Below are 25,381 nucleotides of genomic sequence, written 5' to 3' on the forward strand. Positions count from 1 at the left end.
AGGCTCCCTCGCCACGAAGGAGTCGGCGGCGTAGGATAGCCGGCTGATTTTCCAGTCTTGTTATCGGAGTTGCCCATGAGCGCCGTCAATCGCGCAGCGGTGGAAGCCGTCCTTCGCCAATACACCGACCCTTACCTGAACCAGGACCCGGTCAGCGCCGGCTGCGTGCGGGACATCGATGTCCAGGGCGACCGGGTCACGGTCCGCATGGAACTGGGTTATGCCGCCGGTCTGTTCAAGAGCGGCTGGGCACAGATGCTGCAACTGGCCATCGAAGGCCTGGACGGTGTCAGCTCGGCCAAGGTCGAGATCACCAGCGTGATCGCCGCGCACAAGGCCCAGGCGCAGATCCCCGGCCTGGCCAACGTCAAGAACGTGGTGGCGGTGGCGTCTGGCAAGGGCGGCGTGGGCAAGTCCACCACCGCGGCCAACCTGGCCCTGGCCCTGGCCCGCGAAGGCGCCAAGGTGGGGATTCTCGATGCCGATATCTATGGCCCGAGCCAGGGCATCATGTTCGGCATCGCCGAAGGCACCCGGCCGAAGATCAAGGACCAGAAGTGGTTCGTGCCTATTGAGTCCCATGGGGTCGAGGTCATGTCCATGGCCTTCCTGACCGACGACAACACGCCGATGGTCTGGCGCGGGCCAATGGTTTCCGGTGCCTTGCTGCAACTGGTGACCCAGACCGACTGGGGCAATCTCGATTACCTGGTGATCGACATGCCGCCAGGCACCGGCGACATCCAGCTGACCCTGGCGCAGAAAGTCCCGGTGGCCGGCGCGGTGATCGTCACCACGCCCCAGGACCTGGCGCTGCTGGATGCGCGCAAGGGCGTGGAGATGTTCCGCAAGGTCAACATCCCGGTGCTGGGCGTGGTGGAGAACATGGCGGTGCACATCTGCTCCAACTGCGGCCATGCCGAGCATCTGTTTGGCGAAGGCGGCGGCGAGAAGCTGGCCAGCCAGTACGACGTCGAGCTGCTGGCCTCGCTGCCGCTGTCGATGCTGATCCGCGAGCAGGCCGACGGCGGCAAGCCGACGGTGATCGCCGAGCCGGAAAGCCAGATTGCCATGGTCTATCAGGAACTGGCGCGGCATGTCGGTGCGCGCATCGTGCTGCAGGAGGCCGCGGCGCCGGCGATGCCCAGCATTACCGTCAGCGATGACTGATTCAGCGCAGCGCTTCTAAGCGTTACAGGCCACAACGAAAAAGCCCGATGTGCAAGCATCGGGCTTTTTCGTTGGCGTCGACTCAGACCCGCAGGCCGCCATCCAACTCCAGGATGCGTCCGGTGTAGTAGTCGTTCTCGAAGATGTACGCCGCCGAGTGGGCGATCTCTTCCGGCTTGCCCATGCGCTTGAGCGGAATGCCGGAAGTCATCTTCTCCAGGGCTTCAGGCTTCATGCCCAAGGTCATCTCGGTTTCGATAAAGCCCGGGGCAATACCGGCCACGCGGATGCCATAGCGCGCCAGCTCCTTGGCCCAGGTCACGGTGGCCGCAGCGACCCCGGCCTTGGCCGCGGAATAGTTGGTCTGGCCGATATTGCCGGCGCGGGAGATCGACGAGATGTTGATGATCGTGCCGCTGTTGTTCAGCTCGATCATTTTTGCCGCCACTTCACGGGTGCAGAGGAAGACGCCGGTCAGGTTGACGTCGATCACCGCTTGCCACTGGGCCAGGCTCATCTTGGTCATCTCGCCGTCCTTGACCTTGACCAGCAGGCCGTCGCGCAGGATCCCGGCATTGTTGATCAGGCCGTGGATGGCGCCGAAGTCCTCGGCCACCTGGGCCACCATGTGGCTCACCTGTTCTTCATTGGCGACATTGCACAGGTAGGCACGGGCTTCGACGCCGTGGGCCTTGCAGGCGGCGACGGCCTGGTCGAGTTTTTCCGGGTTGAGGTCGACCAGGGCCAGTCGCGCGCCCTTGGCGGCGAAATACTCGGCCATGGAGCGGCCCAGACCTTGGCAACCGCCGGTGATCATGATTACTTTGTCAGTGAGTTGCATTCGCATGTCCCGCTAGCAGGTCTTGAAAGGTTGTCCTTTTGGCAGAGCCTCGACCGACCGCCGGACCTGATCTGGCTGCAGACGAGAATTGCCCCATTGGCGTAGCTGGAACAATGCTCCAGGCGCCCGTCCGTTTTCGACGGATTTTACAGAAGGAGTCATAAAGTGAGCGTTGAAGCTGCGAAGAATGCACGAGAATTGCTGCTCAAGGAATACCGCGGCGTGTTGTCGACGCACTCCAAGGCCATGCCGGGTTTTCCCTTTGGCTCCGTGGTGCCCTATTGCCTGGATGCCGAGGGGCGGCCGCTGATTCTGATCAGTCGCATTGCCCAGCACACTCACAATCTGCAGAAGGATTCCAAGTGTTCGCTGCTGGTGGGCGAGCGTGATGCCGACGACGTGCAAGCGGTAGGGCGCCTGACCTACCTGGCCGAGGCCGAGAAACTCGCGGATGAGCAGGCAATCGCCGCTGCTGCCGAGCGCTACTACCGTTACTTCCCCGAATCGCAGAACTATCACAAGGCCCACGATTTTGATTTCTGGGTGCTCAAGCCGGTGCGTCATCGCTACATCGGCGGTTTCGGGGCGATTCACTGGGTCGATCAGGTGACCCTGGCCAACCCGTTCGCCGGCAAGGCCGAGTCGAGCATGGTGGAACACATGAACAGCGATCATGCCAAGGCCATCGCCCATTACGTCCAGCTCACCGGGCTGCCTGACAGCGTGCCGGCGCAACTGGTCGGGATCGATGCCGAGGGCATGCATCTGCGCATTGCTCAGGCGCTGTACTGGTTGCCATTCCAGGCGCCTTGCAACACGCCGACACAAGTACGCGAAGCCCTGGTTTTCCTGGCTCACGCCGATCAATGGCCGAAAAAACCAGCCGTTGGCGCTTGAATTCACGAATTGGCGACGTCATTTACGGTCTACTGGAAGGCATTCTTCCGCAGAGGAAACCATTTGATGCGCCCTTTTCTGTTGCTCTTTTTGCTGTTCCCGGTGCTGGAGCTGTTCGTCTTCGTCAAGGTCAGCGCGGCCATCGGGTTTTTCCCGGCGCTGCTGCTGATCATTCTCGGTTCGATGCTCGGTGTGCTGGTATTGCGCGTGGCCGGCCTGGCCACGGCACTGCGTGCCCGTGAAAGCCTCAATCGCGGCGAGCTGCCGGCCCAGCAGATGCTCGAAGGCTTGATGCTGGCCCTGGGCGGCGGCCTGTTGATCCTGCCCGGTTTCGTCAGTGATGTGTTCGGTCTGTTGATGCTGTTGCCGATCAGTCGTCGCCTGCTGGCCAACAAGATGCGCCAGCGCGCCGAGGAGCAGGCCCTGCGCCAACGCGCTTTTGCCGATGACATGCGCGCGGCCCGCGGCGGCCCTGCGCCGCAACAGCCATTGGGCCGTGAGCCCAATGTCATCGAGGGCGAGTTCGAGCATCGCGACTCATAACTCAGCGGCTCCACTGCACGGCACCTTCGGGTGCCGTGTTCGTTTTTGGCGCAAGCCCTGTAAAAAAATCTCCGACCAGCCCTTGTAATAACCTTATGCGCCCTTATGTAACGGTCACCGCAAGGTTTCTGGTGCTTACACCAGACAGACTTCCGCGGCTCGCTTGTCGAGTCGCACCCGGCAAAGCCGGATTTGTTAACCCGCCGGTGTCGACACCGGCCGTTGAAAACCACAATTAGGAGAGATCGACAATGAAGCTTCGTCCTCTGCATGACCGCGTCGTCATCCGTCGCAGCGAAGAAGAATCGAAAACTGCCGGCGGCATCGTTCTGCCTGGTTCGGCTGCTGAAAAACCTAACCGTGGCGAAATCGTCGCTGTAGGTACCGGCCGTGTGCTGGACAACGGTGAAGTACGTGCGCTGGCCGTGAAAGTGGGTGACAAAGTGGTGTTTGGCCCGTACTCCGGCAGCAACACCGTGAAAGTCGATGGCGAAGATCTGCTGGTAATGGCCGAGAACGAGATTCTCGCTGTTATCGAAGGCTGATTTCCCGCGTATTTTCCCGCTACTACACAGTATTTAAGGAATATCGATCATGGCTGCTAAAGAAGTTAAATTCGGCGATTCCGCCCGCAAGAAAATGCTCACCGGTGTCAACGTTCTGGCTGACGCGGTAAAAGCGACCCTCGGCCCGAAAGGCCGTAACGTGATCATCGAGAAGAGCTTCGGCGCTCCGACCATCACCAAGGACGGCGTTTCCGTAGCCAAAGAAATCGAGCTGAAAGATCGCTTCGAAAACATGGGCGCGCAGCTGGTCAAAGACGTTGCCTCCCGTGCCAACGATGACGCTGGCGACGGCACCACCACCGCTACCGTTCTGGCTCAGTCGATCGTCAACGAAGGCCTGAAAGCCGTCGCTGCCGGCATGAACCCGATGGACCTGAAACGCGGTATCGACAAGGCCACCATCGCCATCGTCAAAGAGCTGAAAGGTCTGTCCAAGCCATGCGCTGATTCCCGCGCCATCGCTCAGGTCGGCACCATCTCCGCCAACTCCGACAACTCCATCGGCGACATCATTGCCGAAGCCATGGAAAAAGTCGGCAAAGAAGGCGTGATCACCGTTGAAGAAGGCTCGGGCCTGGAAAACGAACTGTCGGTTGTAGAAGGCATGCAGTTCGACCGTGGCTACCTGTCCCCTTACTTCATCAACAAGCCGGACACCATGGTCGCCGAACTCGACGGCCCGCTGATCCTGCTGGTGGACAAGAAGATCTCCAACATCCGCGAAATGCTGCCCGTGCTGGAAGCCGTTGCCAAAGCCGGCCGCCCACTGCTGATCGTGGCTGAAGACGTTGAAGGCGAAGCCCTGGCGACTCTGGTTGTGAACAACATGCGTGGCATCGTCAAAGTCGCTGCCGTCAAGGCTCCGGGCTTCGGCGACCGTCGCAAGGCCATGCTGCAGGACATCGCCGTCCTGACCGGCGGTACCGTGATCTCCGAAGAGATCGGCCTGAGCCTGGAAAGCACCACCCTGGAGCACCTGGGTAACGCCAAGCGCGTGATCCTGTCCAAAGAAAACACCACCATCATCGACGGTGCTGGCGTTGAAGCGGACATCCAGGCTCGTGTGACCCAGATCCGTCAGCAAGTGGCCGACACTTCGTCCGACTACGACCGTGAAAAACTGCAAGAGCGTCTGGCCAAGCTGTCCGGCGGCGTTGCAGTGATCAAGGTTGGCGCTGGCTCCGAAGTTGAAATGAAAGAGAAGAAAGCCCGCGTTGAAGACGCCCTGCACGCGACCCGTGCAGCCGTTGAAGAAGGCGTGGTACCTGGCGGTGGCGTAGCCCTGATCCGTGCTCTGCAAGGCATCAAGGACCTGAAGGGCGACAACGCCGATCAGGACGTGGGTATCGCTGTTCTGCGTCGCGCGATCGAAGCTCCACTGCGCCAGATCGTTGCCAACTCCGGTGACGAGCCAAGCGTGGTGGTGGACAAGGTCAAGCAAGGTGCCGGCAACTTCGGCTACAACGCTGCTACCAGCGAATACGGCGACATGATCGAAATGGGCATCCTGGACCCAACCAAGGTGACCCGTTCCGCGCTGCAAGCCGCATCGTCCATCGGCGGTCTGATCCTGACCACCGAAGCCGCTGTTGCTGAAATCGTGGAAGACAAGCCTGCAGCTGGCGGCATGCCAGACATGGGCGGCATGGGTGGCATGGGCGGCATGATGTAAGCCAGCCTTACCCCTGTACTGAAAAAGCCCCGCCGGTGAAAGCCGGCGGGGCTTTTTTATGCCTGGGATATGGGAGGCGCCTGGATCTTCGCGGGCCAGCCCGCTCCTACAACGATGCACCTGTGTAGGAGCGGGCTGGCCCGCGAATGACTTCAGCGCTGGCTCAGTTCATCCGCTGCTGCCTTGGGCGCCTTCCAGCCCAGCAACTGCTGCTTGAAGCCATAACTGGCGCTCTGGTAGTAGCTGATGCCGCGCTGGATCAGCGGGTCGCTGTCCGGCACTCGGGATTCCTGGCTGACGCCCAGGGCCTGGTCATGGCGGCGCAGCCCCTGGCGCGGGCTGAGAATCGCCAGGTCCTGTCCGTCGAACAGCCCCAGGTGCTGATAGTTGCCCACCAGCACGCGAGGCGGCAGTGGGTTGTCCTGCAGCAGGTTGCGCCCGAAGAAGGTCGACTCGTAGTCCAGGTTCAACAGCCCCAGCAGGGTCGGCGCCAGGTCGATCTGACTGGCCAGCTGTGCACTTTCCCGCGCTGGAATCAGCTTGGGTGAATAGATGAACAACGGAATCTGATAGTTGCTGATGGGCAGGTCTTCCTTGCCCGCGCTGCCCGCCGTGTGGTCGGCGACGAACACGAAAATGGTGTTGTCGAACCAGGGCTTTTGCCGCGCGGCCTTGAGGAACTCGCCGATGGCGTAGTCGGTGTATTTCACCGCGCCGTCACGGCCATTGCCGGACTTGATGTCGATCCGGCCATCGGGGTAGGTGTACGGCCGATGGTTGGAGGTGGTCATCAGTTGCAGCAAAAAGGGCCGTTGCTGGGCGTAGTCGGCATCGGCCAGCTTCAGGGTCTGGCTATAGAGGTCTTCGTCGGCCATGCCCCAGGCGTTCTTGAAGTGGATCTCGGATTCCTCGACGCTGCTCTGGTCCACCACCCGGTAGCCGTTGCCGCTGAAAAAGGCGTTCATGTTGTCGAAGTAACCGCGCCCGCCGTAGACGAACACGCTGTCGTAGCCCACGGCGCGCAGTTGCTGGCCCAGGCTGGCGAAGCCGCTTTCACGGCCGATGCGTTTGACGATCGAGCGCCCCGGAGTGGGCGGGATCGCCAGGGTGATGGCTTCCAGGCCACGGTCGGTGCGGGTGCCGGTGGCGTAGAAGTTATTGAAGTACAGGCTCTGTGCGCGCAACGCATCCAGGTTCGGGGTCAGGTTGCGGTCGTCGCCGTTGCTACCCATGTACTTGGCGCTGAAGCTTTCCAGGGTCACCAGGACGATATTCGGGGTGCGTGGGGTGCCCGGGTTATCGATGGCGCGGCGAATATCCAGCGGGTCCTGGCCAATGAAGCGGGCATTGGGCTCGTTCAACTCGGCGCGCATCTGTCGCGCCACGACCTCGGCTGGCAGGCTGCGATAGAACTGCGAGTAGTCCAGCTCGTTGTTGCGAAAGGCGGCAAAGAATTGATATGGGCCATTGCTTGCCAGCTCATTCTGATAGGCGTTGCCGCCCTGGGCGCGCGGGCTGTCCTGGCTGAGCAGTTGCAGACTGGCCGCGGCCACCAGCAACAGTCCCAGGGCGCTGAGCAGGCGGCCGCGCAGGGGCGGCAAGGGCGCATCCAGGGCGGCCTCAAGCGGCTTGCGTAGCGCCAGGCTCAGGACGATTGCTGCCAGGGCCAGCAGGCCCATGAACCATCCGATCGGATAGGACTCGAGAATGTTGTTGAGGACTTCGTCGGAGTACACCAGGTAATCGACGGCGATGAAGTTGAAACGCACGCCGAACTCGTCCCAGAACAGCCATTCCGCCACAGCGGTGAAGAGCATGGCGAACAGGCTGATGCTGAACAGGCCCTGCACCAGCCAGCGCAAGCCGCGTCGGCGCCAAAGGCTTGCCGGGCACAGCAACAGGCCCAGCCCCAGGGGCAGGGCGGCGTAGGCCAGGAATCCCAGGTCATAGAGCAGGCCGACGCCGAACACCGGCAGCCAGCCGTTACCGGCTTCGTTGAGGTGGGTCAGCAGGAGGATGCTGCGGGTCAGCAGGAAAATCGCCAGCCAGGTGCCGGTCAGCAGCAGCACTAGGCGCGCGGGCGCGGTCTTGAGAAGGTCCATCGAGGGGGTGTTCCTTGTGGGCAAATGCTTCGTAGTTTGAGGTTGTCGCTGTAGTCAGGTTGTGAGCCCTCAGTGAAAAACTCGTTAAGACATTGATCGGGCAACAGGGCTGCGGCAGCGGTCAGACAAGGCTGGCGGCGAGTCGGACTTGGCCTTAAGCTGCGCGAGCCAAGACGGCCGTAACTGTGTAGGGAGAGAGTTCCGATGCGAATTCTACTGGTTGAAGACAACCGCGATATTCTCGCCAACCTGGCTGACTACCTGGGGCTCAAGGGCTACACCGTGGACTGCGCCCAGGATGGTTTGTCCGGGCTGCACCTGGCGGCCACCGAGCATTATGACCTGATCGTGCTCGACATCATGCTGCCAGGAATCGATGGCTACACCCTGTGCAAGCGTCTGCGCGAAGATGCCCGGCGCGACACCCCGGTGATCATGCTCACGGCTCGTGACCAGCTGGATGACCGGCTGCAGGGCTTCAAGTCCGGTGCCGACGACTACCTGCTCAAGCCGTTTGCCCTCTCGGAACTGGCGGCGCGAATCGAGGCGGTGATGCGCCGTACCCAGGGCGGTGGTCGGCGTGCGTTGCAGGTGGGCGATCTGAGCTATGACCTCGACACCCTCGAAGTCACCCGCGAAGGGCGCCTGCTCAAGCTCAACCCGGTGGGCCTCAAGCTGTTGGCGGTGTTGATGCAGAAGAGCCCTCATGTCCTGCGCCGGGAAATTCTCGAAGAGGCCCTGTGGGGCGATGATTGCCCGGACAGTGACAGCCTGCGCAGCCATGTTCACCAACTGCGCCAGGTGATCGACAAGCCATTCGCCAAGCCGCTGCTGCACACCGTGCACGGTGTCGGCTACCGGCTGGCCGAGGGCCGTGATGGAGTTTAAGCAAAGCCTTGCCCAGCGCATCATCATCGCCTTTGCCTTGATGAGCGCATTGGTGGCGGGGGCATTCGCCATGGGCATCGTGGCGACCGTGCACCTGGTGGAGGAAAAACTCATCTCCGCTGGCCTTGGGGGCGACCTGCAACGCTTGTTGTTGATGGACAACGTGGCCGACTGGAGCCACCGTCCCGAGCCCGACCAACTGTTCTACTACAGCGGCGGTCGTGGCGATTTCGAGTTGCCCAAGGACCTGCGCCACCTGGACCCGGGCTTCCATGAAGTGTTTCGCGAGCAGCTGTCCTACCACGCCATGGTCGAAGTGGTGGATGGCCGGCGTTACGTGCTGCTGCAGGATCAGAGCGATTTCGAAGAGCGTGAGCGGGTGCTGTTTGCCGTGGTGCTGGTGGGGTTCGTCCTGAGCCTGGCGCTGGCGGTGTTCCTGGGCTGGATCCTGGCGCGTCGGGTGATGGCGCCGGTGGTGCGTCTGGCCCGTCAGGTACGGCATCGCGATCAGTTGCTGGGGCTGGCGCCGCCGTTGGCGCCGGATTATGCCGCCGATGAGGTGGGCGAATTGGCCATCGCCTTCGACGCCACCCTGGGGCGCTTGCGCCAGGCCTTGAGCCGCGAGCGGCTGTTCACCAGTGATGTCAGCCATGAACTGCGCACACCGTTGATGGTGTTGGCCACCTCCTGTGAGTTGCTCCTGGAAAACCCCGGGCTGGACCAGCGCGGACGGGCCCAGGTTGAACGCATTGCCCGGGCCTGCGAGGAGATGCGCGAGCTGGTGCAGACCTTCCTGATGCTCGCGCGTGCCCAGCGGGAAGACGCCGGCATGTCGCCGCAACTGACCCTGACGCAAGCCGCCACTGATTTGATCGGCCTGTGGCGCGAGTCCATCGAGGACAAAGGCATCGAGTTGATCTTCGAGCCCGGCCAGCCCGGCGACGAGCGCTACAACGCCACCTTCCTGCATGCGGTGATGGGCAATCTTCTGCGCAACGCCTTGCACTACACCGAGCGGGGCTTTATCCGCCTGAGCCTCGAGCCGGGCGGGTTTGTGGTGGAAGACAGCGGCGTGGGCATTCCCGAGGAGAAACGCGAGGCGATGTTCCAGCCCTTCGTGCGCGGCGACGAAAAGCGCGGTGAAGGCCTGGGGTTGGGCTTGTCCCTGGTTCAGCGCATCTGTGAAAACCAGGGCTGGAGCGTCAGTCTCAGTACCATGATCCCCAATGGCTGTCGTTTTCACGTTCTGCTGCAACCAGCCAAGAGCTGAGTATCTTGATCCGGCCCTGCTCTGCAGGGCCTGTCACTTGTCGTTTTTTGGCCTGCTGTGGCCCTAGGCCATTGCCCGCTGGCTGTAAAAGTCTGAAATATTTTCCCCTTGGACGGTACGAAGTTTTCACAAAGGGATGACCTGTCGCTGACATGCCGCTGCTTAAGGTGGGGCCATCAGCTACAGGAGACCTTGATGATGGCCAAGCCGATCAAGCTGGAATTTTCCGACAAATACGATGCCCAACATGCCCAGGAATACCTGCTGAAGCATCAGGATGGCCTGGCGCGTCGGTTGTCCCACTGGCGTGACGAACACCTGGCCCGCGCGGCCCTGGCCGCTGCCGGTGAGCCCGGTCTGGTGCTGGACCTGCCCTGTGGTGCGGGTCGCTTCTGGCCGTTGCTGGCGCAGAAGGCCAACCGGGTCATCATTGGCGCGGACAATTCTTCGGCTATGCTGAGCACCGCCATGGCGGCCCAGCCCGCCGACGTGGTGAGTCGGGTACGGCCTTTGCAAACGTCAGCCTTTGCCATCGATTTGCCGGACAACGCCGTGGACTGCATTTTTTCCATGCGGCTGTTGCACCATGTGGGCCAGGCCGAGCATCGGATGGCGCTGTTACGGGAGTTTCAGCGAGTGACCCGCGACAGCGTGATTATCTCGCTGTGGGTTGATGGCAATTTCAAGGCCTGGAAACGCAAGCGCCTGGAGCGCAAGCGTTTGTCCGAATCGGGGCCAGAGGCTTACCAGAATCGCTTCGTGTTACCGGCCGCCACCGTCGAAAAAGAGTTCAGGCAAGCCGGTTTTCGTGTCCAGGAGCACCTGGATTTTGTTCCGCTCTACGCCATGTGGCGAGTGTACGTATTACGCAAGAGGTAACGGATGGCTGTTGAATCTGCTTCGCAAATGGATGTTGCACCCTCGGATCGCTTCGATGACTTCTGGAACAGGCAAGGTGAATGGGTCGAGGAACCCAATCAGCGTCGAGGCGGTGAAAGCGGGGTACAGCGCATTGTGAGCAGCAGCGGCCGTCTGCTCTATGCCAAGCGACAGATCGGACACACCTATCGCAGCGTGCTGCATCCTTTCGGGCGACCGACCGTCTTGCGCGAACTCGCCGCGTTGCAAGGCCTGCGGTTGCTCGATGTGGGGGTTCCGGAACTGGTGTTCTGCGGTGCCCGGCGCGATCCGCAGAATCGCTGGCAAGCCTTGCTGGTCACGGCGGCGCTCGATGGCTTTGTGGAAATCGACAACTGGTACGCCGCCGGTGAGCGTGAGCGCCATGGTGAAGCGTTCCATGAGCGGTTGCTGGAGGCACTGGCGGGGACCCTGGCACGCATGCACAAGGGGCGCTGGCAGCATGGCTGCCTGTACGCCAAGCATATTTTCGTGCGGGTGCTGGGCGAGGGCGAGCAGGCCCGGCCACAGATCGCCTTGCTGGATTTCGAGAAGTGCCGGCAGCGCTTGAGCAGCCAACGAGCAGCCGCCCACGACCTCAAGCAACTGCGCCGCCATTCGTCGTGGAACGACACGGATTGGCAAAAGCTCTACTACTTTTACAAAACGGCGTTTGGCAGCCCCATCAAAGGTTTATAGCTATGAAGCTAGAAATTGCACGAGGTGTTTTCCTGGCAGGAGCCTTGGCAGTTGCTTCCTTGGCCCTGGTTGTCTGGGAGCAGCCGCGAACGCAGGTGCTCAGTGCCGCTCAAGGGGAACATTGCCCTTTGCCACGGGTCGCCAAATCGACAGTCGCCGCCCGGCCCGATCATGACTTGCTGTTGTTCATGTTCGGCATGAGCCAGGGCTTGAAACCCCAGAGCTGAACCTATTCTCCCGCCCAGCCAAAGGCCTCGCCATGCGAGGCCTTTGGCTTTTCTGACGCTTGGGCATTGGCGCCGGCCGCGGGCTGGTCAGACCAGATGCAAATGGTTGTCCCAGAGCCCGGCAGGCAGTTCCAGGGGTTTTGCCACAATCTGCTGCTGGCGACAGTCATAGAAGCGGCAGCGGCCTTGGCCAGAGGTCACCACGAAGCCATCGGCCACGGCGCCGACCCCGGCGCAGTCCGGCAGCGGGGCATCGACCCGCACCGCACCGCTGTCCAGATCCCAGATGAAGAAGCGGTTGCCCCGTGGGGCGGTCAGGGCCACCAGGCGCAGGTCGCTGTGCACGGCGACGCTGGCGGTGTAGTGCCCCATGGCCTGCAGTTGCTGTTCGGGGACCGGGAAAGCCGTGAAGGGCTGGCCCGGACGCTTGATCGCCAACAGCTCCGAGGACTCGTGGGCGGCGCCCATGAACTGCTGACCGGTGACGATGGTGCCGTCGCTGGCGATGCCCATGTGGCGCACGCTGTTCATCTGCTGGGCCAGGGTTTCCTTGCTCAACAGAGTGCCGTCGCGCTGCATCAGCACCAGGCTCGGCTCCATGGCGTCGAGGTTCATCTCCACCCGGCTTTCGGCTTCGGTGCGGATACCGCCGTTGGCCACCACCAGGGTTTCGCCGTCGGGCATCCACGACACCTGGTGCGGGCCGATGCCATGGGTGGACAGCTCGCCGCTGTGCACCAGGCGTTCGCCTTGAAAACGGTAGACCCCCAGCAGGCCGCGCCCCGGATCACGGGTGTCGTTCTCGGTGGCGTACAGCCACTGGCCGTCCTTGTGGATCACCGCGTGGCCATAGTAATGCCGGTCAGGCTGCGAGTTCAGGGTTTGCAGCAAGGTGCCGTCCCGCAGGTCGATCAGGTAGCTCTCGGTACCCGGGCGTCGGGCCACGAACAGCGCGATCGGCAGTTGCGGGTGATTGATGATGTCGTGGCAACGCTGGCCGACCTGGGTGGCAAACAGCTGTTTACCGTCCAGCTGATAACCGACGGCGTAATGCTTGCCGTCCCCATCGTCCCTGGCCGACAGCAGCAAGGGCTGCTTGCCCTTTTGCTTGAACAGCGTCCAGCCGCCCAAGGTCACCGCACTGAGCAGCAGGCTGCCCAGTGCCAAAGCCTGACGTCGCAGCATCATCAGTCACCGTCGTTGGCGTTGAAGCCCAGTTGGATCCCCAGCGCCTTGGCCAGTTCGCCTTCGTGCAGGCGATGGACCACGTTGAGGCTGTCGTACAGGTCGTTGAGTTGCTGGCGCCCGGCGTCGTCATTGAGCATTTCAGTGAGCGAGCGCTGGGTGCTGGCAAAGAGTTTCAGCGAGGCGGCGTAGGCGGCGTCGATCTTGTCGGCCAACGGCTTCTGCTCGGCGGGTAGCAGGCCACGCAGGCCCTTGTTGTCGACCCCGGCCCAGACCGTCTGGGCGGCGCTGAGGCTGGCTTCCAGGCCTTGCAGGGACGACTGGCTGCGCCAGGCGTCGGCCTGGAACGGCTGGGGGATGCCCTTGGTCTGGCGGCCCATCGGCGTGCCGAGTTTCTTCTTCAGGGTATCCAGGGCGGTGACCTGGACCCGCAGCAGGTCGGCGATGGCTTCGTGGGAGTCGGCGTAGCGCTGGTTGGGGAACTTGCTCATCTGCGCGAGCATGCCGTCGTTGGTGTTCCAGCTCGACAGGATCTCTTCGGCCAGTTGCTTCTGGCGTTCACCGATGGCGGTCAGCAGCGGGCAGTAGCGGGCTTTCTGCGCGCTGTCGGCCATGTCGATCTTGCTGTCGAAGAGGATGTATTCGTAGGCCGACAGGCCTTGTACCACCACGCTGGACTTGGCCAGGGTCGCGGCGTCGATCTGCGGGGTGGCGCTGACCAGTTGCTCGACCTGACGGCCCACCAGGTTCTTCTTGTCCGGCCAGAACTGCACCTGCCAGGAGCGGTTGCCCTCGGCCAGCGGACCGATCAGCAGCGGCTGCAGCTCGGCCCAGGCCTTTTGCGCGTGGAGGAAATCGGCACGGGCGGTGTCCAGGCTTTGCTTGCCTTCACAGAAGGCCAGGGCGCTGATGGCCAGCTGGCGGTCGGCATCGACCCAGCGGCTGTAGGTCGGCAGGATGACCTGCTTGGCGATGGCCGCCGAGGTCACGGCTTGTGGGTCCTGGGGCGCGCAGGCGCCCAGAGCGAGTGCGGCCAGGCTGGTGAACAGCAGTTTGGGGCGGAACATGTTCGGGCTCCCTTTATGGTGGAGAAAACGGTTGAGTCGAGCGTTATAGAGAATTCAGGAAGGCCAGCAACGCGGCGCGCTGCTCGGCGTTGAACGCGAGCACCTGTTGCTTCGCGCCCTCGGCCTCGCCGCCATGCCAGAGCACCGCTTCCATCAGGTTGCGGGCGCGGCCGTCATGCAGGAACTGGGTGTGGCCACTGACGGTTTCCGTCAGGCCGATGCCCCACAGCGGCGCGGTGCGCCAGTCGCGGCCACTGGCCTTGAACTCGGTGCGGTGGTCGGCGAGGCCTTCCCCCATGTCATGCAGCAGCAGGTCGCTGTAGGGGCGGATGACCTGGTTGGCCAATTCGGGTTCGGCGGCATCGGCTGCCGTGGTGAAACTCGGGGTGTGGCAGGACTGGCAACCGGCCTTGAAGAACAGGTTCTTGCCGGCCAGGACCTGGGGCGAGTCGACGTCGCGGCGCGCCGGTACCGCCAGGTTGCGGGTATAGAACAGCACCAGGCGCAGGATGTTGTCACTGACCTCCGGCTCGCCGTCCGGGCCATTGCCGTTGGGCGCCTGCTTGCACGCGGTTTGCGCCTCGGTGCAGTCGTCGAAGGGGCGCAGGCTGGTGGTCAGGCCCATGTCGCCGGAAAACGCGTGAACATTCTGTTGATTGAGATTGGGTTGTCCGGCTTTCCAGCCAAAGCGTCCGAGCACGGTCTTTTGCTGGGCGTCATCCCAGACCCAGTTGGGCCGTCCGGCAATCCGGTTGTTGCCGGTGGTGGGCTGAGCGTTGGCCAGGATCGCCGCTTCGGGAATGGCTTCCAGCAGCCCCAGGCCGATCATCGGCGGCGCCACTCGGGCGGAGAACTGCGTCTCGGGGTGCATCGGGCCGTAACCCAGGTCGGTGATCTGCAGCCTGGGCTTGCGCAGCTCCACCTGGGTGCCGTCCTTGAACCGTACCGGCACGCTGTCGTAATCGACTCGGACTCGGCCTTCGGGAGCGACGCCGGGAATCGCCATGTCCTGCAACTGGCCACCGTATACCGGTTCGGGCACCACGCCGAGCTGTTCGATGACCTTGGCGTAGGCCGGGGCATCCGGGATCGACAGGCGCACCAGCATGGACACCGCGTTCAGGGCCTCCGGTGCGGGCGGATGGCCGCGGCCGTCCTTGATGTGGCAGTTCTGGCAGGCGTTGGTGTTGAACAGCGGGCCCAGGCCGTCGCGGGCGGTGGTGGTGGAGGGGGCGATGACCCAGGGGTTGCGAAAGAAACTGTTGCCCACGCTGAAGTCCAGGCGTCGGGTGGCCGGCAGATTGGCCGAGGGCAAAGAAAAGGCGTTGCGATCAGCCTTGTTGACCGTGGTGGCGCCGCCGGCGTGGGCTTCACCCGGTTCGGCCCGGGTAAAGCGTGGAGCGTCATCGCAGGCACTCAGGCCCAGGGCCATGAGCAGAGCGAACCAGCGAAGCAGCGACGAAGGCATCGGACATCCTGCAAGACGAGCAAAACAAGGGCGCAAAGTCTAACAGGGTGCTGAAGTTTGAATAAGAGGAATTATCGTTTGGTTTGACTCAAGACAAGCTTGCCAAGGGACGGCTCACCCAAGGCACTGCAGTCTCGCTGCGACAAAAAAAGGCGACCCGAAGGTCGCCTTTTGGCGCCAGCGGCGCTGATCAGAACTCGTGATCGGCGTTGTCCGGGTTCAGGTCGCTGATGCCCAGTTTGCCGGCGGCCTGTTCGATCGAACCGGTCTGCTTGACCAGGGCGGCGATGGCGTCGCGCACGATCTGGTTGCCGGATTCGTTGCCGGCGGCGATCAGTTGGTCGTAGTGCTCACCCTTGTTGGCGTGGTCGACCATGATCTGGATCTTGGCTTCGGTCGCGGCCAGATCGGCTTTCAGGGCGGCGTCGGCGGCGGGGTCGGCCTTGGCCACCAGGGACGACAGGCTGGCGCCGGTCATCTTGGTGCCGTCGACACGGGTGTATTCGCCCAGGTAGACGTTGCGGATGCCCTTGGCGTCGTAGAAGTGCGAGTTGTGGGTGTTGTCGCTGAAGCAGTCCTGCTCGTCTTCAGGCGAGTTGGCTTCCAGGGACACTTTCATCCGCTCGCCGGCCAATTCGCCCAGAGACAGGCTGCCCATGCCGAAGAGCATTTTGCGCAGGCCGGTTTCGGCCGGTTCCGCTTCCAGGGTGGCGCGGTAGTTGTCGGCCACGTCCGGTTTCCAGTTGCCGACCATTTCTTCCAGGTCGTTGACCAGCAGTTGGGTCACGGCTTTCAGATAGGCGCGACGACGATCGTTGTGGCCGCCGGTAGCACCTGCGCCCTCCAGATAGTCGGACGCCGGACGCGCGCCGGCGCCGGGACCGGTGCCGTTGAGGTCCTGGCCCCAGAGCAGGAATTCGATGGCGTGGTAGCCGGTGGCGACGTTGGCCTCGGCACCGCCCAGCTCGTTCAGGCTGGCCAGGGTTTCCGGGGTGATGTCCTTCACGTCGATCTTGTCTTCGCCGACCTGGATCTCGGTGTTGGCGATGATATTGGCAGTGGCGCCGGGGTTGCCCAGGGCGTGTTCATAGCTCTTGTCGACGTAGTCGATCAGGCCTTCGTCCAGCGGCCAGGCGTTCACCTGGCCTTCCCAGTCATCGATGATGGTGTTGCCGAAGCGGAACACTTCGCTCTGCAGGTAAGGCACGCGTGCGGCCACCCAGGCAGCCTTGGCGGCCTTCAGGGTTTCGTCGTTGGGCTTGGCGAGGAAGGCATCGATGGTGGTTTGCAGGGTTTTCGCGGTGGATTCGGCGTCGCTGTAAACGGCAAATACCATGTCGGCGTAATGCGCGACCACAGCCTTGGCCGCGGCTTCGTCGACCTTGCCCGCGGCGTCGTTGGCCGGGGTGGCAGTGCTGGCAGCCGGGGTCGGCGCTTGAGCGGCAGCCTTGTCGTCTTTACCTTCGCCACAGCCGGCGAGGGAAATAGCGATGGCCAACAGACTGGCGGTAGCCAGAGGCATACGAATCATGGCGAACATCCTGCTTCGAGAGGGGGAATGGACGGCGCGTGGGGGCGCGCAAAACTGCGACATAATGCGAAAGATTTGCATTATGTGTAAAGGGTCGTGCCTGTAAATATTTCTTATTCAGCGGGGGATTGCGTCAACCGAGGGGCCGGCGCAATGCCTGTTCAGAGGATGGCCGCGTTACTGCGCTGCGCCTGTTTCAGGTAGGCGCTCAACTCCCGGGCCGGCAGGGGTTTGCTGTAGTGGTAGCCCTGACCTTCATGACAGCCTTCGGAGATGATGTAGGCCTCCTGTTCGGCGGTTTCCACGCCTTCGGCAATCACTTGCATGCCCAGGCTTTTGCCCAGTTGGATGATGGCGCGCACGATGGTGGCATCGTCGTCGTCATCCAGCAGGTCCTGGACGAAGCTCTTGTCGATCTTGATCTTGTCCAGCGGCAGGCTTTTGAGGTAGCTCAGGGACGAATAGCCGGTGCCGAAGTCGTCGATGGCGATCAGCGCCCCGGAGCGGCGCAGGCTCAGCAGGTGCTGGGCGGCGGTGCTGATGTCTTCCATCAGGCCGGTTTCGGTGACTTCCAGTTCCAGGCTGCGCGGCGGCAGGCGATAGATCTGCAGCAGGTTGTTGACCACCCGCGGCAGCTCGGCGTGGTGCAGTTGCACCGTCGACAGGTTGACCGCCATGCGCAGGTCGGTGAAGCCCATGTCGTGCCATTCCCGCAGTTGCCGACAGGCCTGGTCCAGTACCCATTCGCCGATGGCGATGATGGTGCCGTTCTGCTCTGCCAGGGGAATGAACAGGTCCGGCGGCACCAGGCCGTGCTCGGGGTGCTGCCAGCGGATCAGGGCCTCGACCCCCACTACCCGATGGTCGCGATAGCTGATCTGCGGTTGATAGACCAGGAAGAACTGTTCCCGGATCAGGGCCTCGCGCAGGTCCTTTTCCAGTTCCCGGCGCCGGCGCATCTCGCTGTCGACGCTGGCGATGTAGAACTGATAACGGTTGCGTGAGCGGCTCTTGGCCAGGGTCATGGTCTGTTCGGCTTTCTGCAGGAGTTTTTCCGTGCTGTCGCCGTCTTCCGGGAACAGGGTGATGCCGATGGTGGCGCGCAGGCGGATTTCCTGATGATCCAGAGCAAAGGTGGCTTCCAGGTCGTCGAGGATGCTTTGCGCCAGTTCCGCCGCTTCATAGGGCTGTTCGATATCGGCCTGGACCAGGGCGAACTGGTCGCCGCCCAACCGCGCCAGGGCACCGAGACGGCCGCTGTGACCACGCAAGCGGTCGGCCAGGGCCAGCAGCAACTGGTCACCGGTCTGGTAACTGAACTGTTCGTTGATGCCCTTGAAGTCGTCCAGGCCCACACAAAGTACGGCGACCCGGCGTTGCAGGCGGCCGGCGTCCACCAGGATCTTGTCCAGTTGCTGTTGCAGTTGCTGGCGATTGGGCAGGCCGGTGAGGAAGTCGTATTGGGCCATGCGCAGCAGGCTGTTTTCCGCCTCATGGCGCAAGTGGGTGTTGCGCTCGATGGAGGCCAGCAGCTGGTTGGCGGTATTGATCCAGATGCCCAGCTCGTTCTTTTCGTGGCCCTTGAGCAGGGGCAGTTGGTGTTCGCTGGGGCGGTCGGGGTTGATGGTGGTCAGGTGCTCGATGATCCGTGACAGCGGCTTGGTCAGCAGCCAGTGATAGACCAGGTACAGCACCAGGCCCATGGCCAGGGCGCGCAGGACTCCGGAGATAAAGATGATCACCGAACTGATGATGAAATCCTGGCCGTAGGTGGCGGTGTCGAGGGTAATGCTCAGGTCGCCGTAATACTCGCTGTAGGGGCCACGGCCAACCAGTTGGGTGGTGAAGGTGCGTTCCTGGCCAAGGATCAGATCCGTGAGCCAGCGACTGGGGGAATGCTGCAGCTCGCGGGATTTCTCCGCCAGCATGGTTTCGTTGGGGTGGCCAATGGAGGCCATGCGCACCGCGTCATCCTGGAACAGGCCTTCTATGACTTGCATGCCCATTTCCCGATCCAGGCTGTAGACCGCCTGTGTCGATGGGTCGCGAAACATGTCGAGAATGCGCTGGGCATCGTTAGCGACCGCCTGCCGCGTCTTGTAGGCGTCGAAGACGATCTGGGCGCAGCTCAGAACCACGCCGACGATGAGTGCCGACAGCAGCACAACCCGGAGCAACTTCACCGACAAGCTGTTTTTGAGTTCCAGCTTCAAAGGGCTATTCCTTGTTCCGTGCGTGTAGCGTCAAGTTGCCATGAGTATTGGCAATCCCGTGATAGCCGTCAAAGTGACATCAGCGCCGAAAACGGGACGTCTGCGGGCCAGGCCCGGGAGATCAGATTCAGGATTGCTATAGCTGTGGATAGTGTGTCGGTAGCGACGCCTTGCAACTTGAGGGGCGGCGTTGTTTTTTACATCAGATGAATCTTAGCGTCTCGGCTGCGCGGGACAAGATGCCAGCTTTGTCAGAGGCAAAAAAAAACCCGGCCAGGCCGGGTTTTTTGCACTGCAAACGGACTTAAGCGACGAAGTTCTTGCCTTCGAACTGCTCAGCCACGAATTTCCAGTTGACCAGGTTCCAGAACGCTTCGACGTACTTGGGACGAACGTTGCGGTAGTCGATGTAGTAGGCGTGTTCCCAGACGTCGCAGGTCAGCAGCGGGGTGTCGCCGCTGGTCAGCGGGTTGCCGGCGCCGATGGTGCTGGCCAGGGCCAGGGAACCGTCAGCCTTCTTCACCAGCCAGCCCCAGCCGGAACCGAAGGTGCCAACCGAAGTCTTGGTGAATTCTTCTTTGAACTTGTCGAACGAACCGAACGCCGCGTTGATGGCGTCGGCCAGTGCGCCGGTAGGTTGGCCGCCGGCGTTGGGGGCCAGGCAGTTCCAGTAGAAAGTGTGGTTCCAGACCTGGGCTGCGTTGTTGAAGATGCCGCCCGAAGAGGTTTTGACGATCTCTTCCAGAGTCTTGCCTTCGAACTCGGTGCCTGGCACCAGGTTGTTCAGGTTCACGACATAGGTGTTGTGGTGCTTGTCGTGGTGGTATTCCAGGGTTTCCTTGGAAATGTGCGGCTGCAGGGCGTCGTGTGCATAAGGCAGCGGCGGCAATTCGAAAGCCATGATGATTCTCCTAATCAGGTCAGTTGCGGTGAGCGCAAGGCCGATCACGGGCGGCCGGACATGCGCCGGGGAGTTTGTACTCTTTGCGGCGCAGGGACCGGATCATAGCACCGGGGGTGCGGCTTAACCACGCAACAACTGTGTGGGATAGAGGTTCCAGAGCCTTTTGGAATAAGTCACGCGGCGCTGATCAACTGCAACGCCACGCTGAACATCATCAGCGCCACCAGCAGGTCGAGCATCCTCCAGGTGCTCGGGCGGGCGAGCCAGGGCGCCAGCCAGGCGGCGCCCAGGGCCAGGGTGAAGAACCACAGCAGCGAAGCGCTCGCCGCGCCGACCACATAGGCGCCCGGTTCAGTCTGCTGCGCCCCCAGCGAGCCGATCAGCAGCACGGTGTCCAGGTACACATGGGGGTTGAGCAGGGTCACCGCCAGGGCGCTGAGCATCACCGCCCGCAGCGAGCGCACGGTCTGGCCTTCGCCCTGTTGCAGGCTTTGTTTGGAGCAGGCCCGGCGCAGCGCCTGGGCGCCGTACCAGATCAGGAACGCCGCGCCGCCCCAGCGCGCCACGGCCAGCAACATCGGACTCTGGGCGAGCACGGTGGCCAGGCCGAATACGCCGGCGGCCACCAGCAGTGCGTCGCAGGTGACGCACAGTGCCGCCACCGGCAGGTGGTGCTCACGGCGCAGACTCTGGGCCAGGACGAAGGCATTTTGCGTACCGATGGCCATGATCAGGCCGGCGGCCACCAACAGGCCGTTTACATAGCTTTGCCACATGATTACTGCTCCTCGCCGGCGGCCAGTTGTTGCAGGACCTGCATGGCCCGCCGGGCATCCGCCTGACCGACAAACAGGTGATCGTGGTAGTAGCCGGCGATCACGTTGCAACTGATCCCGGCCCGGCCCAGCGCGCCGGCAAAAGCCGCCGTCAGGCCCACCGCTTCGAGTGCCGAATGCACATTGAGGGTGATCCAGGCGGCGACGTAATCGAAGACCAGTCCCAGGCGTTCGGCCTCCTGGCGCTGGATGATCACCGTCAGGCCTTCCTGTTCGCGAAAGCTGCCCAGCACCTCGGCGCCCTGCAACAGGCGCTGGTCAGCGAGGGAACAGAACACGTATTCGCCGTCGTTGAGCTGCGGGCTCATGCTGCGTAGCAGGGTTGCGAGGGAAGTTTCACCGGCCATGAACAGGATCCTTGAACGAAGAGGTATTACCGAAGCTTGAGGCTGGCTATTTTCCGGTTGCATGCCGTATAAGAAAAACCAATATTGCTGATCGCTCATTAGGAAAACTGATGTTTGACTATAAGCTGCTTTCTGCCCTGGCTGCGGTGATCGAACAGGCCGGCTTCGAACGGGCGGCCCAGGTGCTGGGGTTGTCGCAGTCGGCGATTTCCCAGCGCATCAAACTGCTGGAGGCCCGGGTCGGGCAGCCGGTGCTGGTGCGGGCGACACCGCCGGCGCCCACGGAAATCGGCCGGCGCCTGCTCAATCATGTGCAGCAGGTGCGCCTGCTGGAGCGGGACCTGCAAAGCCTGGTGCCGGCCCTGGATGAAGAAGGGCTGCCGGAGCGCTTGCGCATCGCCCTCAACGCCGACAGCCTGGCCACTTGGTGGGCCGAGGCGGTTGGGGACTTCTGCGCCGAGCATCACCTGCTGCTGGACCTGGTGGTGGAAGACCAGACCGTGGGTCTCAAGCGCATGCGTGCCGGGGAAGTGGCCGCCTGTGTCTGCGCCAGCGAGCGGCCAGTGGCGGGGGCCCGCAGCCTGTTGCTGGGGGCCATGCGCTACCGGGCCCTGGCCAGTCCGGCATTCATCGCTCGGCACTTTCCCCAGGGCGTGCGTGCCGAGCAACTGGCCCGGACCCCGGCGCTGGTGTTCGGCCCCGACGACTTCCTGCAGCATCGCTACCTCGCCTCCCTGGGCGTCAACGGCGGTTTCGAGCATCATCTGTGCCCGTCGTCCGAGGGCTTTATCCGCCTCACCGAAGCCGGCCTGGGCTGGGGCCTGGTGCCCGAGCTGCAGGTTCGCGAGCAACTGCAGCGCGGTTCGCTGGTGGAGCTTTTGCCGGATAAGCCCATCGACGTGCCGTTGTACTGGCATCATTGGCGCAACGGCGGGCAGTTGCTCGGCTTGTTGACCGAGCACCTGGCCCGTTTATCTGCACAATGGTTGGTGCCCTGGGAGCAGCCATAAGCGTCAAGCGACAAGCTGCAACTGGACAACGGCTAACGTGCAGCTTGTCGCTCGCAGCTTGCCCCTGCTTTTCTGTAGTTCGTCACTGCTTTTCTTAGGAATATTTCATGAAGATTCTGGTTACCGGCGCAAGCGGCTTCATCGGCGGGCGCTTTGCTCGCTTTGCCCTTGAGCAGGGCCTGGAGGTGCGGGTCAATGGCCGGCGTGCCGAAGCGGTGGAGCATCTGGTGCGCCGTGGCGCGGAGTTCATCCCGGGCGACTTGAGCGATGCCGATCTGGTCCGCGATTTGTGCCGCGACGTCGACACCGTGGTGCATTGCGCTGGTGCTGTTGGCCTGTGGGGACGCTATCAGGATTTCCATCTGGGCAATGTGCTGGTCACCGAGAACGTGGTCGAAGCCTGCCTCAAGCAGCGGGTGCAACGCCTGGTGCATCTGTCTTCGCCGTCGGTCTATTTTGATGGTCGCGATCATCTGGGGCTGACCGAGGAACAAGTGCCCAAGCGCTTCAAGCACCCGTATGCGGCCACCAAGTACCTGGCCGAACAGAAGGTCTTCGGTGCCCAGGAGTTCGGGCTGGAGGTGATTGCCTTGCGCCCGCGTTTCGTCACCGGCGCCGGCGACATGAGCATCTTTCCGCGGCTGCTGAAGATGCAGCGCAAAGGCCGTCTGGCCATCGTCGGCAATGGCCTGAACAAGGTCGACTTCACCAGTGTGCACAACCTCAACGAGGCCCTGTTCAGTTGCCTGCATGCCGGCGGCTCGGCCCTGGGTAAGGTCTACAACATCAGCAACGGCGCGCCGGTGCCGTTGTGGGACGTGGTCAACTACGTGATGCGCCAGATGCAGGTGCCACAAGTCACCCGCTATCGCTCCTTTGGCCTGGCCTACAGCGTCGCGGCGCTCAACGAGGGGTTCTGCAAACTCTGGCCCGGGCGCCCGGAGCCGACGCTGTCGCGCCTGGGCATGCAGGTCATGGACAAGAACTTCACCCTGGACATCAGTCGCGCCCGGCATTACCTGGGCTATGAGCCCAAGGTCAGTCTGTGGAGCGCCCTGGATGAGTTCTGCACCTGGTGGAAGGCCCAGGACATCAGCTGAAATCAAAGACTGAACCCCGTTTGCCCGGTCCGGTCCATTGGCCGGGCTGATTAGCGGTTTATACTCGCCGCACTCAGCCATCACCGCGGTCCATATAAGGTTGCCCCATGCGTAACGATGCACACGATGAGTTCGATGACGTTCCAAGCCTGCGCGCCGATCCTCTCGACGACGATGTCTTCCCCACCACCCACGCTGCCCGCGAACGCACCACCGTGCATTCGCGCAGCACCCCGGTGGTCAAGGTCAAGGGGCCCGGCACCGGTCCTTTGTGGGCATTGGTCGGCGCGCTGTTCTTTGCCTTCATCGGCTTGGCCTGGTGGAGCTTCCAGCAGATCTCGCTGATGGAGCAGCAACTGGTGGCGACCCAGGAAAGCTTCGCCAGGATCAGCGAAGAGGCCGCCGGACGCTTGCAGGACATTTCCGGCAAGGTGGTGGCCAGCCAGACCAATGTCACCACCGACAGCGAAGCGTTGAAGCTGCAGATCAAGCAGCTGGAAAACCGCTTGCAGGACCAGAGTCGACAGCAGCAGGGCGTTGCAGGCCAGGCCACCGACCTGGACAAGCGCCTGGCGCAGATGAGTGCCCAGACCACTGAACAGCAGGCGGCCAACAGCCAGTTGCAGGCCCAGGTCAAAGCCCTGAGCGCGGAGCTGGCGAGCCTCAAAGGCGCCCAGACCGATACCGGCAAGCTCGACGCCCAGCTCAAGAGTCTGAATGCCGATCTGGCCGCGTTGAAAAAGCAAGGCAACCCGAGCGCCGCCATCGAGCGCCTGGAGCAGGAACTGGTGGTGCTCAAGAGCGAACAGGACAATCGTCCCGCCGCCGCGCAGAGCGGCGCCAGCACCGCCGAGTTTGATGCCTTCCGTGGCCAGGTCACCCGCAACATCAACACCCTGCAAAGCCAGATCCAGAACCTGCAGCAACAGATCAACAACCGTCCTTGAAGGCTCAGCCCTCCCGCCGCCGGTAGCGTCGGCGGAGGGCCAGCCCGGGTTTGCTGAATACTCGACCCTTTCCTGCCGCCGTCTACGCTCTTCACACGCCAACCGGAACGAGGAGTGAGCGATGAGGCGAGTACAGAAAACCACCTGGCTGGGATGGTTGTTGTGCCTATGCATGGGATCGCTGCAGGCGGCGCTACCGGCGGCCGATGATGGGGTGGCGGCCCGCGCGCTGCTGGAGAAGGCCCTGCGTTATTACCACGACCAGGGTGACAAGGCGTTCGCGGCGTTCAGTCGCCAGGGCGAGTTCGTCGATCGTGATCGCTATGTGTTCGTGGTCGATACCCGGGGCGTGATGCTGGCCAGTGGCGGTCCTTCGTCGGCGCTGATTGGCCGTGATGTCTCCGAGGTCCTCGGGCCGGACCTGCGCAAGGCGTTCAAGGACGCGCTGAAGACTCCTGAGGCCAATGGCATCCAGCAGGCCGAATACCGCTGGCAGAACTGGGCCGACGGCAAGATCGAGCGCAAGCATGTGTATTTCCAGCGTGTCGGCGAGCGCATCCTGGCAGTGGGGTATTACCTGCCACGGGCCTCGGCCGACCAGGCCAAGGCCTTGCTGGAACGGGCGGCCACGGCCTTGGAGCGCGACCGCGCCGGCACCCTCAAAGCCATCAATGATCTGCGCGGCGGGTTTCTCGAAGACGATCTGTATGTGTTCGTGGTGGACCTCGACAGCCGGCGCTACCTGGCCCACGGCACCAACCTGCGGCTGCTCAACACCGATTTCGCCAAGGTCAGGGATCCGCAGGGCAAGCCGGTGGGGGAACCGATCCTGGCGCTCATGGCTCGCCAGGACCAAGGGGAATACCAGTACCGCTGGAAGAACCCGGTGACCGGCAAGGTCGAGGACAAGCACGCCTATCTGCGCAAGGTGGGCCGGGTGCTGGTTGCGGTGGGGTACTACAGCCCCTGAATCGCGGTTCCGGGCCGTTGGCGAGCAGCGG

Annotated in this window: 24 protein-coding genes; 14 read left to right on the plus strand and 10 right to left on the minus strand. The window is 62.6% G+C overall.

Annotated elements, in window-relative coordinates:
- The first annotated feature begins 75 nt into the window (after positions 1 to 75).
- The gene (gene apbC, locus GGI48_RS22230) at positions 76 to 1,170 is read left to right on the plus strand and encodes an iron-sulfur cluster carrier protein ApbC (RefSeq protein WP_047305860.1); all 1,095 of its coding nucleotides are present in this window, start codon (positions 76 to 78) and stop codon (positions 1,168 to 1,170) included.
- 82 nt (positions 1,171 to 1,252) lie between these two features.
- On the opposite strand, the gene GGI48_RS22235 is transcribed toward apbC, so the two are convergent.
- Positions 1,253 to 2,011, minus strand: a complete 759-nt coding sequence (locus GGI48_RS22235) for an SDR family oxidoreductase (protein ID WP_179600080.1) — start codon at positions 2,009 to 2,011, stop codon at positions 1,253 to 1,255.
- A 165-nt stretch (positions 2,012 to 2,176) separates the two neighbouring features.
- On the opposite strand from GGI48_RS22235, the gene GGI48_RS22240 reads away from it, so the two are divergent.
- The 4 genes from GGI48_RS22240 (at position 2,177) to groL (ending at position 5,689) form a co-directional block, all read left to right on the plus strand.
- Entirely contained in the window at positions 2,177 to 2,908 is a 732-nt protein-coding gene (locus GGI48_RS22240; protein WP_016965562.1) for a HugZ family protein, read from the plus strand.
- Between the two features lie 66 nt (positions 2,909 to 2,974).
- Positions 2,975 to 3,451, plus strand: a complete 477-nt coding sequence (locus GGI48_RS22245; protein ID WP_016965561.1) for an FxsA family protein — start codon at positions 2,975 to 2,977, stop codon at positions 3,449 to 3,451.
- A 251-nt stretch (positions 3,452 to 3,702) separates the two neighbouring features.
- Complete coding sequence (locus GGI48_RS22250) at positions 3,703 to 3,996, plus strand: co-chaperone GroES (protein ID WP_011063093.1); 294 nt, start codon at positions 3,703 to 3,705, stop codon at positions 3,994 to 3,996.
- A 49-nt stretch (positions 3,997 to 4,045) separates the two neighbouring features.
- Complete coding sequence (groL, locus tag GGI48_RS22255; protein WP_016965560.1) at positions 4,046 to 5,689, plus strand: chaperonin GroEL; 1,644 nt, start codon at positions 4,046 to 4,048, stop codon at positions 5,687 to 5,689.
- Between the two features lie 152 nt (positions 5,690 to 5,841).
- Here the strand turns inward: groL and GGI48_RS22260 are convergent, their stop codons facing one another.
- Positions 5,842 to 7,791: an LTA synthase family protein gene (locus GGI48_RS22260; protein ID WP_179600082.1), complete on the minus strand. Its 1,950-nt coding sequence runs from the start codon at positions 7,789 to 7,791 to the stop codon at positions 5,842 to 5,844.
- Positions 7,792 to 7,995: 204 nt separating this feature from the next.
- On the opposite strand from GGI48_RS22260, the gene colR reads away from it, so the two are divergent.
- The 5 genes from colR to GGI48_RS22285 all read left to right on the plus strand — a co-directional run bounded on the left by colR (position 7,996) and on the right by GGI48_RS22285 (position 11,772).
- On the plus strand, positions 7,996 to 8,679 hold the full coding sequence (gene colR / locus GGI48_RS22265) for a two-component system response regulator ColR (RefSeq protein ID WP_047305857.1): 684 nt from the start codon (positions 7,996 to 7,998) through the stop codon (positions 8,677 to 8,679).
- On the plus strand, positions 8,669 to 9,949 hold the full coding sequence (locus GGI48_RS22270) for a sensor histidine kinase (RefSeq protein ID WP_179600084.1): 1,281 nt from the start codon (positions 8,669 to 8,671) through the stop codon (positions 9,947 to 9,949). Before colR ends, GGI48_RS22270 begins: the two co-directional genes overlap by 11 nt.
- A gap of 198 nt (positions 9,950 to 10,147) precedes the next feature.
- Positions 10,148 to 10,828: a class I SAM-dependent methyltransferase gene (locus tag GGI48_RS22275; RefSeq protein ID WP_042941222.1), complete on the plus strand. Its 681-nt coding sequence runs from the start codon at positions 10,148 to 10,150 to the stop codon at positions 10,826 to 10,828.
- 3 nt (positions 10,829 to 10,831) lie between these two features.
- On the plus strand, positions 10,832 to 11,545 hold the full coding sequence (locus GGI48_RS22280) for a lipopolysaccharide kinase InaA family protein (protein WP_179600086.1): 714 nt from the start codon (positions 10,832 to 10,834) through the stop codon (positions 11,543 to 11,545).
- Positions 11,546 to 11,547: 2 nt separating this feature from the next.
- A complete protein-coding gene (locus tag GGI48_RS22285) occupies positions 11,548 to 11,772 on the plus strand; it encodes a hypothetical protein (RefSeq protein WP_016965555.1) in 225 nt (74 codons plus the stop codon).
- Positions 11,773 to 11,859: 87 nt separating this feature from the next.
- Here the strand turns inward: GGI48_RS22285 and GGI48_RS22290 are convergent, their stop codons facing one another.
- From GGI48_RS22290 to GGI48_RS22325, 8 genes are all read right to left on the minus strand, one after another.
- Positions 11,860 to 12,957, minus strand: a complete 1,098-nt coding sequence (locus tag GGI48_RS22290) for a DUF1513 domain-containing protein (protein ID WP_179602095.1) — start codon at positions 12,955 to 12,957, stop codon at positions 11,860 to 11,862.
- A gap of 2 nt (positions 12,958 to 12,959) precedes the next feature.
- Positions 12,960 to 14,024: an imelysin family protein gene (locus tag GGI48_RS22295; RefSeq protein ID WP_016966192.1), complete on the minus strand. Its 1,065-nt coding sequence runs from the start codon at positions 14,022 to 14,024 to the stop codon at positions 12,960 to 12,962.
- 43 nt (positions 14,025 to 14,067) lie between these two features.
- Complete coding sequence (locus GGI48_RS22300) at positions 14,068 to 15,492, minus strand: di-heme oxidoredictase family protein (RefSeq protein ID WP_179600088.1); 1,425 nt, start codon at positions 15,490 to 15,492, stop codon at positions 14,068 to 14,070.
- Between the two features lie 190 nt (positions 15,493 to 15,682).
- Positions 15,683 to 17,023, minus strand: a complete 1,341-nt coding sequence (locus tag GGI48_RS22305) for an imelysin family protein (protein ID WP_179600090.1) — start codon at positions 17,021 to 17,023, stop codon at positions 15,683 to 15,685.
- 161 nt (positions 17,024 to 17,184) lie between these two features.
- Entirely contained in the window at positions 17,185 to 19,236 is a 2,052-nt protein-coding gene (locus GGI48_RS22310) for a putative bifunctional diguanylate cyclase/phosphodiesterase (protein WP_016966195.1), read from the minus strand.
- Between the two features lie 304 nt (positions 19,237 to 19,540).
- Positions 19,541 to 20,137 (minus strand): superoxide dismutase, encoded by a 597-nt coding sequence (locus GGI48_RS22315; protein WP_016966196.1) that lies wholly within the window; start codon positions 20,135 to 20,137, stop codon positions 19,541 to 19,543.
- A 176-nt stretch (positions 20,138 to 20,313) separates the two neighbouring features.
- Complete coding sequence (locus GGI48_RS22320; protein ID WP_179600092.1) at positions 20,314 to 20,916, minus strand: LysE/ArgO family amino acid transporter; 603 nt, start codon at positions 20,914 to 20,916, stop codon at positions 20,314 to 20,316.
- 2 nt (positions 20,917 to 20,918) lie between these two features.
- Positions 20,919 to 21,323: an ACT domain-containing protein gene (locus tag GGI48_RS22325; RefSeq protein ID WP_016966197.1), complete on the minus strand. Its 405-nt coding sequence runs from the start codon at positions 21,321 to 21,323 to the stop codon at positions 20,919 to 20,921.
- A 110-nt stretch (positions 21,324 to 21,433) separates the two neighbouring features.
- On the opposite strand from GGI48_RS22325, the gene GGI48_RS22330 reads away from it, so the two are divergent.
- The 4 genes from GGI48_RS22330 to GGI48_RS22345 all read left to right on the plus strand — a co-directional run bounded on the left by GGI48_RS22330 (position 21,434) and on the right by GGI48_RS22345 (position 25,350).
- Positions 21,434 to 22,333, plus strand: a complete 900-nt coding sequence (locus GGI48_RS22330) for a LysR family transcriptional regulator ArgP (protein WP_047305851.1) — start codon at positions 21,434 to 21,436, stop codon at positions 22,331 to 22,333.
- 107 nt (positions 22,334 to 22,440) lie between these two features.
- Positions 22,441 to 23,433 (plus strand): NAD-dependent epimerase/dehydratase family protein, encoded by a 993-nt coding sequence (locus tag GGI48_RS22335; RefSeq protein WP_179600094.1) that lies wholly within the window; start codon positions 22,441 to 22,443, stop codon positions 23,431 to 23,433.
- A gap of 107 nt (positions 23,434 to 23,540) precedes the next feature.
- Positions 23,541 to 24,380 (plus strand): ATPase, encoded by an 840-nt coding sequence (locus GGI48_RS22340; RefSeq protein ID WP_016966200.1) that lies wholly within the window; start codon positions 23,541 to 23,543, stop codon positions 24,378 to 24,380.
- A 121-nt stretch (positions 24,381 to 24,501) separates the two neighbouring features.
- Positions 24,502 to 25,350, plus strand: coding sequence for a cache domain-containing protein (locus GGI48_RS22345; RefSeq protein ID WP_103741457.1), 849 nt, complete (start codon positions 24,502 to 24,504; stop codon positions 25,348 to 25,350).
- The last annotated feature ends 31 nt before the right edge of the window (positions 25,351 to 25,381 follow it).

Origin of the sequence: Pseudomonas protegens, assembly GCF_013407925.2 — a bacterium.
In the GTDB taxonomy this organism is placed as follows: Bacteria; Pseudomonadota; Gammaproteobacteria; order Pseudomonadales; family Pseudomonadaceae; genus Aquipseudomonas; species Aquipseudomonas fluorescens_AP.

Coding starts and splice junctions, on each gene's coding strand:
- GGI48_RS22260 (WP_179600082.1), bottom strand. CDS start 7,791: ATGGACCTTCTCAAGACCGCGCCCGCGCGCCTAGTGCTGCTGCTGACC.
- GGI48_RS22340 (WP_016966200.1), top strand. CDS start 23,541: ATGCGTAACGATGCACACGATGAGTTCGATGACGTTCCAAGCCTGCGC.
- GGI48_RS22250 (WP_011063093.1), top strand. CDS start 3,703: ATGAAGCTTCGTCCTCTGCATGACCGCGTCGTCATCCGTCGCAGCGAA.
- GGI48_RS22270 (WP_179600084.1), top strand. CDS start 8,669: ATGGAGTTTAAGCAAAGCCTTGCCCAGCGCATCATCATCGCCTTTGCC.
- colR (WP_047305857.1), top strand. CDS start 7,996: ATGCGAATTCTACTGGTTGAAGACAACCGCGATATTCTCGCCAACCTG.
- GGI48_RS22290 (WP_179602095.1), bottom strand. CDS start 12,957: ATGCTGCGACGTCAGGCTTTGGCACTGGGCAGCCTGCTGCTCAGTGCG.
- apbC (WP_047305860.1), top strand. CDS start 76: ATGAGCGCCGTCAATCGCGCAGCGGTGGAAGCCGTCCTTCGCCAATAC.
- GGI48_RS22280 (WP_179600086.1), top strand. CDS start 10,832: ATGGCTGTTGAATCTGCTTCGCAAATGGATGTTGCACCCTCGGATCGC.
- GGI48_RS22245 (WP_016965561.1), top strand. CDS start 2,975: ATGCGCCCTTTTCTGTTGCTCTTTTTGCTGTTCCCGGTGCTGGAGCTG.
- GGI48_RS22235 (WP_179600080.1), bottom strand. CDS start 2,011: ATGCAACTCACTGACAAAGTAATCATGATCACCGGCGGTTGCCAAGGT.
- GGI48_RS22305 (WP_179600090.1), bottom strand. CDS start 17,023: ATGATTCGTATGCCTCTGGCTACCGCCAGTCTGTTGGCCATCGCTATT.
- GGI48_RS22300 (WP_179600088.1), bottom strand. CDS start 15,492: ATGCCTTCGTCGCTGCTTCGCTGGTTCGCTCTGCTCATGGCCCTGGGC.
- GGI48_RS22315 (WP_016966196.1), bottom strand. CDS start 20,137: ATGGCTTTCGAATTGCCGCCGCTGCCTTATGCACACGACGCCCTGCAG.
- GGI48_RS22295 (WP_016966192.1), bottom strand. CDS start 14,024: ATGTTCCGCCCCAAACTGCTGTTCACCAGCCTGGCCGCACTCGCTCTG.
- GGI48_RS22345 (WP_103741457.1), top strand. CDS start 24,502: ATGAGGCGAGTACAGAAAACCACCTGGCTGGGATGGTTGTTGTGCCTA.
- GGI48_RS22330 (WP_047305851.1), top strand. CDS start 21,434: ATGTTTGACTATAAGCTGCTTTCTGCCCTGGCTGCGGTGATCGAACAG.
- GGI48_RS22285 (WP_016965555.1), top strand. CDS start 11,548: ATGAAGCTAGAAATTGCACGAGGTGTTTTCCTGGCAGGAGCCTTGGCA.
- GGI48_RS22325 (WP_016966197.1), bottom strand. CDS start 21,323: ATGGCCGGTGAAACTTCCCTCGCAACCCTGCTACGCAGCATGAGCCCG.
- GGI48_RS22320 (WP_179600092.1), bottom strand. CDS start 20,916: ATGTGGCAAAGCTATGTAAACGGCCTGTTGGTGGCCGCCGGCCTGATC.
- groL (WP_016965560.1), top strand. CDS start 4,046: ATGGCTGCTAAAGAAGTTAAATTCGGCGATTCCGCCCGCAAGAAAATG.
- GGI48_RS22335 (WP_179600094.1), top strand. CDS start 22,441: ATGAAGATTCTGGTTACCGGCGCAAGCGGCTTCATCGGCGGGCGCTTT.
- GGI48_RS22275 (WP_042941222.1), top strand. CDS start 10,148: ATGGCCAAGCCGATCAAGCTGGAATTTTCCGACAAATACGATGCCCAA.